Below are 15,171 nucleotides of genomic sequence, written 5' to 3'. Positions count from 1 at the left end.
CTGATTGGATCGTATAATAATCGAATATTTTGTTGTGCGGATTTAAATTAAGTCGAAACTGCTAGGTAATATTTTATGCTATCAAACAGGCTTTGCTTCTTATAGAATTTATCTTCGCGGATAAAAGCGTTACCATTTTATAACCTAACCATATTAGTTTACGCCATGACAAAAATACTACTAGATAACGATTTTACTCAAGTTACTTCAATTAAACTAAGTCAAAGTAGTGGAACTGAGTGTTTTGAAGGACTTAGTATTTCTCATGCTCATTGCCAAGCGCAAATAAGCCTTCACGGTGGTCAGGTATTGAGTTTTAAACCAACAGGCCATAAAGATGTTTTATGGTTAAGCGAGCAAGCATATTACCAATCGGGTAAAGCTATTCGTGGTGGTATCCCATTATGCTGGCCTTGGTTTGGTGCTAATGATAAACAAACCGAGAAGATAAAAGCGGCAAGTCATGGTTTTGCCCGACAATTACCTTGGGAAATAGCAAGTGTTGAGGCTGATGAACAGGGAGTTACCCTTGTTTTAGTCTTAGCCGGAGAGAATCAACACCCGCTTTGGCCTAATGCCTACAAACTAACGCAAACGTTGTTTTTTGGTAAAAGCCTTAAACAATCATTAGCTATGAGCAATCTTTCTCAAGAAGATGCCCAATATTCTGCCGCCTTGCATAGCTACTTTACTGTCAGCAACCCCAATAACGTTAGTCTCGATGCGTTAACCGGCGTGAGTTATAGCGATAAGTTAACGGGAAATTCAAGTATTCAACAACAAGCGGTGAGCTGTGTTGGTGAAATTGATCGTGAATATCATAGCAATGAAAAAATGACTCTTGTGGATAGTCAGTGGCAGCGTAAAATTGACATCGTTAGCCGCAATTGTCAGCAATGGGTATTATGGAATCCAGGTGCAGAGTTAGCGAATACCATGGCCGATATTCACCCTCAAGGTGAGCAAGAATATGTTTGTTTAGAAGCTGCCAATACATCTTGGCAAGCTTTGCCAGCAGGTAAAACTGTTATTATTTCTCAAGAGATAAGTGTCACTAATTTCTAACGTTATTAGGATTAACGACCATTAATTTGTATTAGTTAATCCGTAAATAGCGATGCAATAAACTTTGGGTAAAGTTTATCTTAAGGTAGAAACCACGCGGCAAGGTCATAAAAGGTTTACCGTTACGGTCAAATGCTTGTGTTCTTGCTTTGTTATTAGCTGCTTTAGGCCTTAGTTGCATCACTTGTCCATGTTTTCCATGGATATTTTCAACGTCCCCTAGCACTATCATGTCAGTAAGCTCTTGCCAGTCTTGAGCTAATAAGGCCTCTTCTTCAGCATTAGGCGACCATAAAAAAGGTGTACCCACTAAGCGTTCACTTATCGGCGCGTCTTTAGGAGTGATTACCGGTACCCATAAAACCCGCGCTAACTTCTTACGCACATAACAGTTATGCCAATTGATGCCAACAAGGCCGGTTAAGGGGGCAACACTGACGAAAGTTGTTTCAAGGGGTTTAGCTTGCTCATTAATAGGTAATGATTTTAATTCAATACCTAAATGGGGGAAGTCAGGTTCAGGCCTAGAGCCAGCACTGGCACCTAAAATATGCTCCAGTAATAAACCTATCCAACCTTTATTGCGAGTTAAATCATTTGGAACGGTAATACCCGCTTGTTCAGCTAATTCACCTAACGTTAAACCGGCTAAGTTTTGGGCGCGTTGCATGAGTACTTGTTCGGAAGAGGGAATGTTCATAAATGAAGCAGAATTAACCAGGAAATATTTACTTACTAAGGTTAGTACCTATTATCATGGATTTACTAAAAAAATCAAAGTAATCATTTGCCCCACTGACGTTAATATGGTTGAATTGATGCAAGTATTATATATATTGTCAGGAGTTCCTGTGATCGATGCCGAAGGCTATCGCGCAAACGTCGGCATAGTAATAATTAATGACATGGGACAAGTATTTTGGGCAAGACGGTTTGGACAACATTCATGGCAATATCCACAAGGTGGTGTTGATGAAGGGGAGTCGGCTGAGGAAACCATGTATCGAGAGTTACATGAAGAAGTTGGCTTAAAACCGGAACACGTGAAAATTGTTGCTTCAACTAAACATTGGTTAAAATATAGATTACCAAAACGTTATATTAGACATGACTCTAAACCTGTTTGTATTGGTCAGAAACAAAAGTGGTTTTTATTAAAACTCACGGCTGAAGAATCATCAGTGGATTTACTCCATAGCCCGCATCCAGAATTTGATGATTGGCGATGGGTAAGCTATTGGTATCCAGTAAGACAGGTAGTGTCTTTTAAGCGAGATGTTTATCGTATGGTCATGAAAGAATTTGCTAATTATGCTTTACCGCTAACGTATGAAAGACGACCAGAACGTCGCAAACGTCGCGCTTAGTATCAATAACATTTAATTATTACTATGATTTAGAATCCTAATAGCCCACTTTATTGTGGGTTATTTTTTTATAAATTTTCACTTTATGGTAATAATTACAGAGGAATTAAATGTTAACTACCTTACGTCGGATAGTATTGGAATTTAGCCAAGAGGCTGAACTACAAAATGCGCTTGAACGTATGGTAAATAGTGTAAAAAAGGCGATGAAAACTGATTGTTGTTCAATTTACCTCGCCGATTATCACCAACAACATTTTTTATTAATGGCCTCAGACGGCCTAGCAAAAACGTCACAAGGCCAGTCTTGTATAGGTTTCTCTGAAGGTTTGGTTGGCTTAGTTGGTCAACGAGAAGAACCATTGAACATTGCTGATGCCCAGCAACACCAAGACTATATCCACGCGCCAGAAGTTGAAGAAGACGAGTTTAATGCTTTTTTAGGCACGCCGATTATTCATCAACGAAAGGTGTTAGGCATATTAGCTATTCAACAAAAAAATTCACGTCATTATACTGAAAATGATGAAGCTTTTTTAGTCACGCTTTCGGCGCAACTCGCCAGTGCATTGGCCAATGCCGAAATCAAAAGTCTGCTTAATCACCAACAAGAAAAAAATCAGGGTGTAAAACAATTACACGGTATTGCTGGAGCTCCTGGTATTGCCTTAAGTGAAATTATAGTTTGCCAACCGCAAGCCGATCTTGCTGCAGTCTCATTAAAAAAAGCCCCAGATAGCCAAAAACAGTTATTGCGCTTTGAGCAAGCGGTTGAAAAAACTCGGGAAGAATTCGAAACATTAAGCCGTAAGTTAAGTGGATCTATTGATGATGACAGCTTAGCTATTTTTGATGTCTATAAGCAATTATTAGATCAGGCGAACTTAGGTAAAGAGATCGCGGATAAAATATCAAAAGGCTGGCGTGCTGATAGTGCCTTAAAGTTAGTGATTGAGCATTATATTGGCCAATTTGAAGCCATTGAAGATAGCTATTTTCGCGAGCGCGCGAGTGATATTCGAGATTTAGGCACGCGCTTATTGGTTAATATTCAACAACAAGCGACAGAAGAGCTGACTTTACCCAGTGAATTTATTTTATTGGCACAAGACGTTACTGCGTCAATGGTGGCTGAATATCAGCATCAGGGCCTGTTGGGAATTATATCTTTATCCGGCTCTAATAACTCACATTCTGCCATTTTAGCGCGTTCATTAGGGCTGCCTGCCATTATGGGCGTTAATGCAACGGTGCTTAGCCAGTTGCATCAGCAGCAGGCGATAATTGATGGTTATAGTGGTGAGCTATTTATTAATCCAGATGATGGCTTGATACAAGAGTATCAATATTTATTAAGCCAAGAAAAAGCGCTTACCGATAAAGTGATGGAAGTAGCACACCTACCTTGTATTACCCAAGATGGCAGGGCCATTGAAGTATTACTTAATGCGGGATTATCAGCAGGTTTTGAACACACGGCGAAACTTGGCGCATTAGGTATTGGTTTATATCGTACTGAAATTCCTTTTATGAACCGTAACTGTTTTCCATCAGAACAAGAGCAAACACAGATATATCGTAAGGTGTTGCAGGTTTTCCCTAAGCATGGCGTTACTATGCGTACGTTAGATGTTGGCGGCGATAAATCATTACCTTATTTTCCCATTAATGAAGAAAACCCATTTCTTGGTTGGCGTGGCATACGCATCACTTTAGATCATCCTGAAATATTTCTAGTGCAAGTTCGTGCCATGCTACGGGCGAATCAGGGCTTAAATAATTTAGAAATCATGTTGCCTATGATCTCGGGTGTTGAAGAAGTTGATGAAGCCATTCGATTAATTAATCAGGCATTTTTTGAGCTTAAGGCTGAACTAACCCAAGATATTACCGCTGAGCTAATGTCAGCAAGTAACGTTGATGGTCACTTAACTCTCCAACAAGCGCAATTAAAAGCGCAAGCAGTTTCCGCTAAATTAGTACGACCTAAAATAGGTATTATGCTAGAAGTGCCTTCTGTTATTTTTCAAATGGAAGCCTTAGCCAAACGTGTTGATTTCTTTTCTGTTGGCAGTAACGACTTAACGCAGTATTTATTAGCGGTTGATCGAAATAATAGCCAAGTGGCTAATTTATATGATGCTTTTCATCCTGCAGTATTAAGTGCTTTAAATAGTATTGCGCAACAATCAGCGCAACATTTAACCCCGATAAGTTTATGCGGTGAGCTGGCCTCCCAGCCAGCAGGGGCTATTTTATTATTGGCGATGGGCTTTGACAAAATTAGTATGAACGGTCATAACGTACCACGGATTAAATGGGTTATTCGTCATATTGCTTTTGAACAAGCACAAATAATTTTAGATAAAACATTAACCTTAACAACGGCAAAACAAGTACATAGTTACCTTAATGAACAACTTGAAGCCCTAGGGCTTGGCGGATTTATTCGCGCCGGTTATTAGTCTATTGTTCATAGACATCGTTTTGAATAGCACATTTAGGAGCGGACTTTCCGCAAAGTAGAATGATTTTAACTGTATTAATTTCTTGTATCGCTTTAGGTAGCATTGTTGGGTTTTTAGCTGGTTTGCTTGGTATCGGCGGTGGTCTTATCATAGTACCAGCGTTGGTGTACCTACTTCCTTTAGTTGGCGTTAGTAGTGAGGTAGTTATGCCTATGGCACTAGGTACTTCGTTAGGGGCGATTGTAATCACCTCAACCGTTGCTGCACTAGCTCATCATAGAAAAAAAAATATCCCTTGGCAGTTAGCAAGACAATTAATGGTCTTGGTTGCGGTGGGGGCATTGTTAGGTGCCTTTATTGCCGACTCACTATCGAGTGAAGCATTAACAGGTTTCTTCTCTTTTGTGGTGATTTTACTCGCGGGATACATGTTATTGTCGATAAATGCATCGAAAGAAAGATCATTGCCAGCCACTTATGTATTGCAAACCCTTAGCTTTATAACAGGTGTTATCTCAAGTTTAATGGGCATTGCTGGTGGCGCTATTCTCGTGCCATCGTTGAGTTTTTTCGGTGTGCCTGTTCGACACGCAATAGGTATTGCTACCGCTTGTGGCGTAATGGTTGCGCTATTTGGATCTCTTGGTTACATTATTACCGGATTTAATTTACCCAATCTTCCTGAGTGGAGTTTAGGTTATCTGTATTTTCCTGCTTTGTTAGGTATTGTGCTGAGCTCGTCCATATTTGCGCCAATAGGTGTGAAGTATGCGAGTAAATTACCGATAAAAACTTTGAAGAAGTTCTTCGCTGTTTTTCTTATTGTTGTCGCAATTAAAATGATGCTTGGTTAAACAATTTTAGTGGAATAAATATTTAGTGAAGTACTTTTTAACGTAACCTTTTAACCATAACAGGGTATAATCTCGACCAATGAACATATAGGTTTACTTTTCGAATTTTTAACCTTCCACCTTTAACTCTCTACTTTAAGAAAGCGGACAAGCAATGACAGATAAGTTTTTACAATTTCCCGTGATAGACCCAATCATATTTAGCATTGGCCCGGTATCATTACGTTGGTATGGCACCATGTACCTCATTGGCTTTCTTGCTGCTATGTTTATGGCAAATAAAGCTGCTGATAGAAGTAACGGGGCATGGACGCGTGATCAAGTAAGCGACTTATTGTTCTATGGATTCTTAGGAGTAATTTTAGGTGGCCGTGTTGGCTATGTACTCTTTTATCAGTTCGAATACTTCTTATCAGACCCTTTATATTTGTTTGAAATATGGCAAGGCGGCATGTCTTTTCATGGCGGCTTCTTAGGTGTTGTTTTAGCTGTATTTATATTCGCGCGTAAAACAAATAAATCGTTTTTATCAGTGGGCGATTTTGTCGTGCCATTAGTCCCTATTGGTTTAGGAATGGGGCGTTTAGGTAATTTTATTAATTCTGAACTTTGGGGACGTCAAACCGATGTACCTTGGGCAATGGTTTTTCCAACGGATCCATTACAAGTACCGCGTCACCCATCGCAGTTATATGAGTTTGCTTTAGAGGGGGTCGTACTGTTTGCCATCTTATATATCATTAGCCGTAAAACACGTAGTTTAGGGCTAGCATCCGGTGCCTTTTTAATCGGTTACGGGGTCTTTAGAAGTATCGTCGAATTTTTCCGTGAGCCTGACGCGCATCTTGGTTTATATTTCTCCTTTATTTCTAAAGGACAAATTTTAAGTATTCCGATGATTTTAGCGGGTATGCTTATTATTTATTTAGGTTATTTATCGCAACAAAAATCAGCTATTGCTCAAGGGTGTTCTGCTGAAGGTAAAAAACCTCAAGACGATAAAGAAGCAAAGAAAACCGCTAGCTCATCATCCAATAAGTCAGTAAAAGGAAATAGATAATGCGCGCTTATTTAGATTTATGTCAACGAATTATCGATGAAGGTACTTGGGTTGAAAACGAACGTACCGGTAAACGTTGTTTAACAGTGATTAATGCGGATTTACAATACAATGTTGGTGATAACGAGTTTCCCTTAATAACCACACGTAAAAGCTTTTTTAAGTCGGCTATTGCTGAATTTATTGGTTATATCCGTGGTTATGATAGTGCTGCTGATTTTCGACAATTAGGCACTAAAACGTGGGATGCTAATGCTAACTTAAATGATGCTTGGCTTAACAACTCTCACCGTAAAGGTGAAGATGACATGGGGCGGGTTTATGGTATTCAAGGTCGCGCCTGGGCTAAGCCTGATGGCGGTACTATTGACCAGTTGAAAAAAATTGTTGATAACCTTAAAAATGGTATTGATGATCGCGCTGAAATCTTAACCTTTTACAACCCAGGTGAATTTCACATGGGGTGTTTAAGACCTTGCATGCATACGCATAACTTTTCTTTACTTGGCGATACTTTACATCTAACGAGCTTTCAACGTTCATGTGACGTGCCATTAGGGCTTAACTTTAACCAAGTACAAGTATTCTTCTTCTTGGCTATTATGGCGCAAATAACTGGTAAAAAAGCAGGTATGGCATATCACAAAATAGTGAATGCTCATATTTATGAAGACCAGTTAGCATTAATGCAAGATGTTCAACTTAAACGTGAGCCGTTAGCTTTACCAAAGCTTATCATTAACCCAGAAATAAAATCTTTAGAAGATCTTGAAACCTGGGTAACGATGGATGATTTTAAAGTTGAAGGTTATGAATGTCACGACGCAATTAAGTATCCATTTGCAGTGTAATTATAATAATATCTTTAGTTATTAACCCAAAAAGGCCACTTTAATAGAGTGGCCTTTTTATTCTTTATTTACCCAACTAAATTTGCTTTAACGCATAAAGAGTTTCAGCATCAACTTTTGAATAAAGCTTTCGTAAGGGGGGTGAACCAACTTACCGACATTTATTTTACCTTGCGCTAATACAGTCTTGGCTTTTGAAAAAGTTAAAAAACCTTCTTTACCATGATAATGGCCCATGCCTGAATCACCGATACCACCAAAAGGAGCATCGTCAGCAGCAACGTGCATAATGGTATCGTTAATGCAAACGCCGCCTGAATGGGTTTTATCAAGTAATAATTGTTGCGTTGTTTTGTCAAAACTCATGATATATAAAGCGAGTGGGCGAGGGCGGTCATTAATGTAATCAATAACAGTATCTAAATCTTTATAGGGCATTATTGGCAATAACGGACCAAAAATCTCTTCCTGCATTAACTGCATATCATCAGTCACTTGGGTGATTAATTGCGTTGCAATCTGGCGTGTTGAACGGTTGATTTCTTCGCCACTGGCTGATACTACCTTGGCTCCCTTATCAATCGCATCATCAAGCCAAGCAAGTAAACGTTTGTGCTGGGTATCATTAATAATATTGGCGTAATCTTTATTTTCATCACTGGAGTTGTCTGAATGCTTAGGGTACATAGCTTTAAATTGCTTTTGATAAGCGGCAACAAACTCGTCAACTTTACTCTCAGGGCAAAAAATATAATCTGGAGCAACACATATTTGCCCTGCATTTAAACACTTACCAAATATCAGACGTTCAACAGCGGTTTCAATAGGCATATCATCGGCGATAATAACCGGTGATTTTCCGCCTAACTCTAATGTTACTGGCGTTAAATTATTAGCGGCAGCGCGCATCACGTGTCTGCCAATATTAGTGGAACCAGTAAATACTAGGTGATTAAAAGGTAAGGCTGAAAAAGTGGCGGCAACATCGGCTTCACCTTCTATGACAGCAACCGTTTTCCGGTCAAAAATACCACTAAGCATTGTTGTTATCACGGCATTGGTTGCCGGGGTAAATTCTGATAGTTTAATCATGGCACGATTGCCCGCTGCCAAGGCGCCTATCAAAGGTCCTATGGATAACATAACAGGGAAATTCCAAGGTACCATAATACCTATAACGCCCAAGGGTTGATAATGCACAGTAATTTTAGCGGGAGATAGCAATAACCCAGCATGTCTGCGCTGTGGCTTTGACCATTTTTTAAGGTTTTTTAAGGTGTAATTGATATTCATCACACAAGGCAATATATCGGCAATGACACTGTCTAATTTTGCGCGTTGACCATAATCTTTATTTAGCGCCGCAACTAATTCATCTTGATGTGCTAATAAAGCCGCTTTAAGTGCGACTAATTGCTCTTTTCTATACTGCAAAGAAGGGGCTGGAGATAATTTATAGTCTAATTTCTGTTGTTCTAAAATGGATGTTAGTGATTGCTCACTGCCTATCATTTCACTACTTGTCATTTCGATGCCTTTATTCAGAGTGCCGCAGATGTTTATGCATTTACTTTATCTTCTTTAGTGTTAATCGCAAGATAAAACTACTACTAAGCTGTTTTATGTAGAGTTATGATAATTTTTTCTAGAATAACGCATCTCATGAAATGGTTGTAATAAGCCGGATACTCTAGGCAACTCGACTTAGTGGACTCTTATTTTTAGTCATTATTTATTACGTCTCTCGGTGAGTTAAAAATAAACACTTGTTGTTTAATAAGAACTCTGGTTGAATTCATTTAATTAAACGCTTGTATGAATTATCGGGTGAGATTTATGATTACCATTGAAGTAACACAAAAAATATCCGCTCCAGTAGAGAAGGTATGCCAAGTTTTATTAGACCACCCACAATTAGAACGATTTTTTAATGCCAAAATTAAAACAATAAAAATTCAAGCTGATGGTGAATTAATTGGGGGGAAAGGTGCTGTTCGTCGAATTTCTATCGGAAAAATAGTATTTGAAGAAGAGATCATTAATGCAAGTAACGAGCATATTTGCTACCGCATTAAGGGTAACTGGCCAGTATCAGATCATCAAGGCGATATACACTTAACACCTCAAGCAGCATCACTCGATAGTGAGGAGCAAACTACACAACTTGACTACGTTATTAAATTTAATGGCCCCAAATGGTTGCCCGACTTTTTGTTAAAATTTTTTGTTGGACGCGATATTATTAATGCGATGAAAAAATTAGCAGAACACTTTGAAACAGGTAACTGCGCATGAGTATTGAAGTGATCCTATTGGCACTGAGTCCAATATTCCTAGGCTTTATTATTTACGAGTTTGTCAAACACCGTAAACTTTATGACATTAAAGACAGTTTGGCGAATACCGTTTTAGCACTTTTACATCAAGCATCCGATGCTATCGCGCTATTATTATTGATGCCCTTTTTTTATTGGTTACATCAATTTGCCGTGTTTGATATCACGCTTAGTTTTATAACTGTTTTTATTGCTTTTCTATTACAAGATTTTCTTTATTATTGGTTTCATAAAGCGTCCCATCATATACATTGGTTGTGGGCCGCGCATGTTGTCCATCACAGTTCAACTAAGATGAATTTCTCAACCGCTTTTAGACAATCCTTAATGTACCCAATAGCGGGTATGTGGATTTTTTGGATGCCAATGATAATTGTTGGCTTTGATCCGAACACCGTTTTTACTGTGGTTGCCCTTAATTTAGCGTATCAATTTTTTGTACATACAGAAATCATTTATAAATTGGGTTGGTTTGAAAAAATATTCAATACGCCTTCACATCATCGAGTGCATCATTCAACCAATAAAGCGTATTTAGATAGAAACTTTGCTGGTGTATTAATTCTTTGGGACAAGCTATTTGGCACTTATGTAGAAGAAGATGCTGAGAATAATGGCCCTTGTCGCTATGGTATTATTGGCCAAATAAAATCTAACAATCCATTTTATATTAGCTTTCATCAGTGGATTTATATGTTCAAATCGGCTTTTAATGCTAAAGGACTCAAAGCTAAGTATCGTGTCTTATTTACTTACCCAACAAGTTCAGTTGAAAAGAAAAACCTTAATGTAACTTCAAATACCGCTAGCAACACAAGCAACTAGTTAATCTTACAAGTCAGAAACCTCTGTTTAAACGTTCAATAATCTGGGGTGATTGACTTTTTGACTGTTCATGGCGCGAAGTAAGTGATAATAGTAAAAAAGCCTGTGCGGGAAATATTCTTGGATAGGTAAAATTATTAATCATAGGCTAACTGCCTTTTATTCGTTTACTTCAGTCGAAAGCTATAAGCCCTCCCCATTAAAAATATTCCCTACTTACTTATATATCAGCATAGATAAAGGTGCGGTGTATTGCATATTAAACAATGTCGTACTTGTTCTCTGATGTGAATTTATTAACTATTTGATAAACGAGAGTAATGGCGAGTTAAGTTAAACAGTCACTTTTCTAGAGATTATTTGTTCTATATCAAGTTGACTTCGATCTTCTAGAATCAAGTGATAAATAACATTGATTCGCATTACCTTTCGTGATTAAATGCGCGCAATGAAGAATTAAATACAGTATTCAACAAAAACTTGGAGTCAAAGGTGTCAATTCAATCGTTTAAACCAACCCTATTAAGTTTGGTTATTGCCAGTATCATTTCTAGCAATGCTTTTGCCGACGTAGCACTAAAAGATGCTTCAGTTGATGAACAATTTACCATTCTTGGTAACAGTACAGCGGTTAATAATATACCTGGTAGTGCGCATCAATTATCAGAAGATGATTTAGAAAAATTTGATTATACCGATATTATGCGTACCCTGACTTCTATTCCAGGTGTTTACGTTTTAGAAGAAGATGGTTATGGTTTACGCGCTAATATTGGTATGCGCGGTACCGGTCAAAACCGAAGTGAAAAAGTCACTATTATGGAAGATGGCGTATTGGCAGCCCCAGCGCCTTATGCTGCACCTTCTGCATATTACTTTCCAACGGCTGGCCGTATGCAAAAAGTAGAAGTACTTAAAGGTACTTCAAGTGCTATGTATGGACCTCGTACGACGGGGGGCGTAATCAACATGGTATCTCGTCAAATCCCGGATGAAGAACTTGCAGGTCAAGTTAGTGTGCAAGCAGGACAAGATGGTTTTGCTAAAGTACACGGCGTCATTGGTGGTAAAGGTGAAAACTTGAGTTCAGTCTTTGAAGTTTTCCGTTATCAAGCGGATGGTTATAAAGATATTAACCATAGTGACCAAGACACTGGTTTTGTGAAAAATGATATCTTGGGTAAAGTGCGTTATAACACTGATGACAATGCAACCTTTTATCAAGAACTTGAATTTAAAATAAAGTACTCAGATGAAGAGTCTGATGATACCTATATGGGTTTAACGGAAGCTGATTTTAATAGCGACCCTTACAGCCGTTATTCAGCGTCACAAAAAGATAATATGTCTAACGAGCACCTGCAATTACAACTAAGTCACGCGATAGAGTTATCAAGTCGCTTCAACTTAGGTACTACGGTTTATCATAATGATTTTAGCCGTAACTGGTATAAAACCAGTAAAGTAGGTCAAATGGGCGTTGATGATGAAGGTAATTCAAAAGTTATCTATGAAAGCCTGAGCAAAGGTTCACAACTTGCTTCGGACTATGACAAAGGTCTTAGTAACGAACTATATACGCAAGTAAAAGCCAATAATCGTGATTACCTATCGCAAGGCGTTCAAACAGTATTAGATGCAGACTTTGATAGCCATCAAGTAAAATTTGGTATCCGTTACCACAAAGATGAAATGGATAGATATCAATGGGTTGATGAGTATTATATGGATGCGAATTACAACATGACCCTTACTGAAGCAGGTCAGCCAGGTACAGATTCAAATCGCGTTGATAGTGCTAGTGCTTTAGCTTTATTTATTCATGATGAATGGACCGTGGGTAAGTTTGTTGTCAACGCAGGACTTCGCTATGAAGATATGACTATTGAACGTGAAGATTGGGGGAAAAAGGACCCAAGCCGTTCTATGGTACCAAAATTTAAGAAAAATGAACTCGACGTGGTATTACCGTCTTTAGCGATGACTTATCATGTCAGCGATGATTTAGTGTTAATTGGCGGCGTACAAAAAGGTTTTGCTCCGCCGTCACCAGGTAATGAAGAAGCGACCAACGAAGAAAGCATTAACTATGAATTTGGTGCAAGGTTTGGAAGAAATGCCTTCAATGCTGAAGCATTATTATTCTTATCTGATTACGAAAATATGCATGGTAACTGTACTGCGAGTCAAAATTGTGAAGATGACAATATTGGCGAACAATACAATGCTGGCGAAGTAAAAATTACCGGTCTTGAATTTAAAGCTGGCTATGAAGTTGATTTTGGCGATATTTCAATGCCAATCGATTTAACCTTTACTCATACACAAACTGAATTTTTAAATAGCTTTAAATCTGATTTTTGGGGCGATGTTAAAGCAGGTGATGAATTCCCTTATGTACCTGAAAATCAGTTGCAACTAACACTTGGTTTAGCTGGAGATGCATGGCGCACTAACGTATTAGTTCGTTATACCGGTGAAATGCGCAGTAAAGCAGGCACTGGAGATAGTGCAGAAAATATTGACGCGCATACCGTAGTTGATTTTGTTGCCAGTTATGACGTTGCTCAAAACCAGCAAGTACGTTTTAGTGTTGATAATTTACTTGATGAAACCTATATGGCTACTCGTATGCATGGCTCAGTAATGGTTGGTAAGCCGTTAACTGTTTCTATGGGTTATCAATATAACTTTTAGGTTTTAACCTTATTCTTTAATAAATATTAAGGTAAAAGCTTCAAACAAAGAAAAGCCCCTGTAAGTAAACTTACAGGGGCTTTTTGATTTATTAAGTTAACGCTTTAACTAAAGACTTACTAACATTCAATAATGTTAACAGCTAAGCCGCCACGTGACGTTTCTTTATATTTAGTTTTCATATCATTACCTGTTTCCCACATAGTTTTGATTACTTTATCTAAAGAAACTTTTTGTGTACCAGTACCGCGTAAGGCAAGACGTGAAGCGTTAATTGCTTTGACTGAGCCCATAGCGTTACGTTCAATACAAGGTACTTGAACTAAGCCGCCAACAGGATCGCAGGTTAAACCTAGGTTATGTTCCATACCTATTTCAGCGGCATTTTCTACTTGCGGTGGTGTACCACCCATAATTTCAGTTAATGCGCCGGCGGCCATTGAACAAGCAACACCGACTTCACCTTGACAACCCACTTCAGCGCCAGAAATAGAGGCATTGGTTTTATATAAAATACCAATGGCGGCGGCGGTTAGTAAATAGCGAACACAGTCATCATCGGAAACCGGTTTTATAAACTTATCATAGTAACAAAGTACCGCAGGAATTATACCGGCAGCGCCGTTTGTTGGTGCGGTAACTACCCGGCTACCAGCGGCATTTTCTTCGTTAACAGCCATCGCAAATAAATTTACCCAGTCCATTGCGGTCAAAGGATCGGTAGATTTTTCTACCAACAAAGAGCGATAGAGCGCAGGGGCGCGGCGAGCTAATTTTAAACCGCCCGGTAAGATACCTTCGGTTGACATTCCGCGATCAACACTGTCTTTCATTGCTTGCCAAATAGTAACCAGTTTAGTGCGAATTTCCGTTTCACTGTTTAAGCACTTTTCGTTATCCATCATGAGAGTACTAAAACTTAAACCTTTAGTACTCGCCAAAGCTAATAACTCATCACCTGAGCTGAAAACATGTGGTCGTTTAATATTGGTGTGCAAAGACAGCGCTTTATCTTTTTCTTGTTCAAAATCACATGCTTCAACAATAAAACCACCACCAATGGAGTAATAAGTTTGCTCTAACAATAAGGCATCATTTTGATAAGCATATAAAGTCATGGCATTAGCATGAGCAGGTAAGGTTTTTTTCCTATGATAAATAATGGCGTCATCTTTAGGGAAATTAACCTCATGAGTACCATTAAGTGATATTTTTTGACTGCCAATTACTTCGGTTAAGGTTGCTTCTATAGACTCAACCGGAATGCCTTCAGGCGTTTGACCAGTAAAGCCTAAAATAACCGCTTTACCGGTACCATGGCCAATACCGGTTTGTCCTAATGAGCCAAAAAGTTCACATTTAACTCGGTCGACTTTAGTTAATAACTCTTGCTTAACTAGCGCATCAACGAAAATTTTTGCCGCTTTCATTGGACCCACTGTGTGTGAGCTTGATGGGCCTATGCCAATAGAGAACATATCAAATACACTGATCATACTTTTTTACCTTTGCTCTGCTTATTTAATACCAACTGGATTAGTCCCATTGGTACAATTCACACTACTCTTTAATTATAGACTCTAAGATGTTCAAGATAAATATCGAGAAAAATAGAATTCGGCAATATCAAATATTGTTTTTGTTATTG

The 15,171-nt window shown here is 38.6% G+C and carries 12 protein-coding genes; 9 read left to right on the top strand and 3 right to left on the bottom strand.

Annotated features, from left to right (window positions below; all coding sequences use genetic code 11):
* Positions 1 to 165: 165 nt before the first annotated feature.
* The gene (locus CXF85_RS03375; RefSeq protein ID WP_101227100.1) at positions 166 to 1,065 is read left to right on the top strand and encodes a D-hexose-6-phosphate mutarotase; all 900 of its coding nucleotides are present in this window, start codon (positions 166 to 168) and stop codon (positions 1,063 to 1,065) included.
* A gap of 31 nt (positions 1,066 to 1,096) precedes the next feature.
* On the opposite strand, the gene mutH is transcribed toward CXF85_RS03375, so the two are convergent.
* A complete protein-coding gene (mutH, locus tag CXF85_RS03370) occupies positions 1,097 to 1,765 on the bottom strand; it encodes a DNA mismatch repair endonuclease MutH (protein ID WP_101227099.1) in 669 nt (222 codons plus the stop codon).
* Positions 1,766 to 1,916: 151 nt separating this feature from the next.
* On the opposite strand from mutH, the gene rppH reads away from it, so the two are divergent.
* From rppH to CXF85_RS03345, 5 genes are all read left to right on the top strand, one after another.
* Positions 1,917 to 2,432, top strand: a complete 516-nt coding sequence (gene rppH / locus CXF85_RS03365) for an RNA pyrophosphohydrolase (protein ID WP_101227333.1) — start codon at positions 1,917 to 1,919, stop codon at positions 2,430 to 2,432.
* Between the two features lie 110 nt (positions 2,433 to 2,542).
* Positions 2,543 to 4,897: a phosphoenolpyruvate--protein phosphotransferase gene (gene ptsP, locus CXF85_RS03360; protein ID WP_101227098.1), complete on the top strand. Its 2,355-nt coding sequence runs from the start codon at positions 2,543 to 2,545 to the stop codon at positions 4,895 to 4,897.
* 62 nt (positions 4,898 to 4,959) lie between these two features.
* The gene (locus CXF85_RS03355) at positions 4,960 to 5,754 is read left to right on the top strand and encodes a sulfite exporter TauE/SafE family protein (protein ID WP_101227097.1); all 795 of its coding nucleotides are present in this window, start codon (positions 4,960 to 4,962) and stop codon (positions 5,752 to 5,754) included.
* Between the two features lie 154 nt (positions 5,755 to 5,908).
* Positions 5,909 to 6,814, top strand: a complete 906-nt coding sequence (lgt, locus tag CXF85_RS03350; RefSeq protein WP_101227096.1) for a prolipoprotein diacylglyceryl transferase — start codon at positions 5,909 to 5,911, stop codon at positions 6,812 to 6,814.
* Positions 6,814 to 7,665 (top strand): thymidylate synthase, encoded by an 852-nt coding sequence (locus CXF85_RS03345; RefSeq protein WP_101227095.1) that lies wholly within the window; start codon positions 6,814 to 6,816, stop codon positions 7,663 to 7,665. The genes lgt and CXF85_RS03345 overlap by 1 nt, the downstream gene beginning before the upstream one ends.
* A gap of 87 nt (positions 7,666 to 7,752) precedes the next feature.
* Here CXF85_RS03345 and CXF85_RS03340 read toward each other — a convergent pair whose 3' ends face one another.
* Entirely contained in the window at positions 7,753 to 9,192 is a 1,440-nt protein-coding gene (locus tag CXF85_RS03340) for a coniferyl aldehyde dehydrogenase (RefSeq protein WP_101227094.1), read from the bottom strand.
* 309 nt (positions 9,193 to 9,501) lie between these two features.
* Here CXF85_RS03340 and CXF85_RS03335 point away from each other — a divergent pair, with 309 nt between their 5' ends.
* The 3 genes from CXF85_RS03335 (at position 9,502) to CXF85_RS03325 (ending at position 13,523) form a co-directional block, all read left to right on the top strand.
* Positions 9,502 to 9,960, top strand: coding sequence for an SRPBCC family protein (locus CXF85_RS03335; RefSeq protein ID WP_232771057.1), 459 nt, complete (start codon positions 9,502 to 9,504; stop codon positions 9,958 to 9,960).
* Positions 9,957 to 10,826 carry a sterol desaturase family protein gene (locus CXF85_RS03330; protein ID WP_101227092.1) on the top strand — a complete coding sequence of 290 codons (870 nt, stop codon included), beginning with the start codon at positions 9,957 to 9,959 and terminating at the stop codon, positions 10,824 to 10,826. Before CXF85_RS03335 ends, CXF85_RS03330 begins: the two co-directional genes overlap by 4 nt.
* 492 nt (positions 10,827 to 11,318) lie before the next feature.
* Complete coding sequence (locus tag CXF85_RS03325) at positions 11,319 to 13,523, top strand: TonB-dependent receptor family protein (protein WP_101227091.1); 2,205 nt, start codon at positions 11,319 to 11,321, stop codon at positions 13,521 to 13,523.
* A 119-nt stretch (positions 13,524 to 13,642) separates the two neighbouring features.
* On the opposite strand, the gene CXF85_RS03320 is transcribed toward CXF85_RS03325, so the two are convergent.
* Entirely contained in the window at positions 13,643 to 15,019 is a 1,377-nt protein-coding gene (locus tag CXF85_RS03320) for an L-serine ammonia-lyase (RefSeq protein WP_101227090.1), read from the bottom strand.
* Positions 15,020 to 15,171 lie beyond the last annotated feature (152 nt).

The sequence above is a fragment of the Colwellia sp. 75C3 genome (assembly GCF_002836255.1).
Taxonomy (GTDB): Bacteria; Pseudomonadota; Gammaproteobacteria; order Enterobacterales; family Alteromonadaceae; genus Colwellia.
Note: the sequence above shows the minus strand (reverse complement) of the source record. Positions and strands in the feature narration are given on the sequence as shown.

Excerpts from the sequence above, each read along its gene's own strand:
- CXF85_RS03330 (WP_101227092.1), top strand. The coding sequence starts at position 9,957 with ATGAGTATTGAAGTGATCCTATTGGCACTGAGTCCAATATTCCTAGGC.
- mutH (WP_101227099.1), bottom strand. The coding sequence starts at position 1,765 with ATGAACATTCCCTCTTCCGAACAAGTACTCATGCAACGCGCCCAAAAC.
- CXF85_RS03345 (WP_101227095.1), top strand. The coding sequence starts at position 6,814 with ATGCGCGCTTATTTAGATTTATGTCAACGAATTATCGATGAAGGTACT.
- lgt (WP_101227096.1), top strand. The coding sequence starts at position 5,909 with ATGACAGATAAGTTTTTACAATTTCCCGTGATAGACCCAATCATATTT.
- CXF85_RS03320 (WP_101227090.1), bottom strand. The coding sequence starts at position 15,019 with ATGATCAGTGTATTTGATATGTTCTCTATTGGCATAGGCCCATCAAGC.
- CXF85_RS03340 (WP_101227094.1), bottom strand. The coding sequence starts at position 9,192 with ATGACAAGTAGTGAAATGATAGGCAGTGAGCAATCACTAACATCCATT.
- CXF85_RS03375 (WP_101227100.1), top strand. The coding sequence starts at position 166 with ATGACAAAAATACTACTAGATAACGATTTTACTCAAGTTACTTCAATT.
- CXF85_RS03335 (WP_232771057.1), top strand. The coding sequence starts at position 9,502 with ATGATTACCATTGAAGTAACACAAAAAATATCCGCTCCAGTAGAGAAG.
- ptsP (WP_101227098.1), top strand. The coding sequence starts at position 2,543 with ATGTTAACTACCTTACGTCGGATAGTATTGGAATTTAGCCAAGAGGCT.
- CXF85_RS03355 (WP_101227097.1), top strand. The coding sequence starts at position 4,960 with ATGATTTTAACTGTATTAATTTCTTGTATCGCTTTAGGTAGCATTGTT.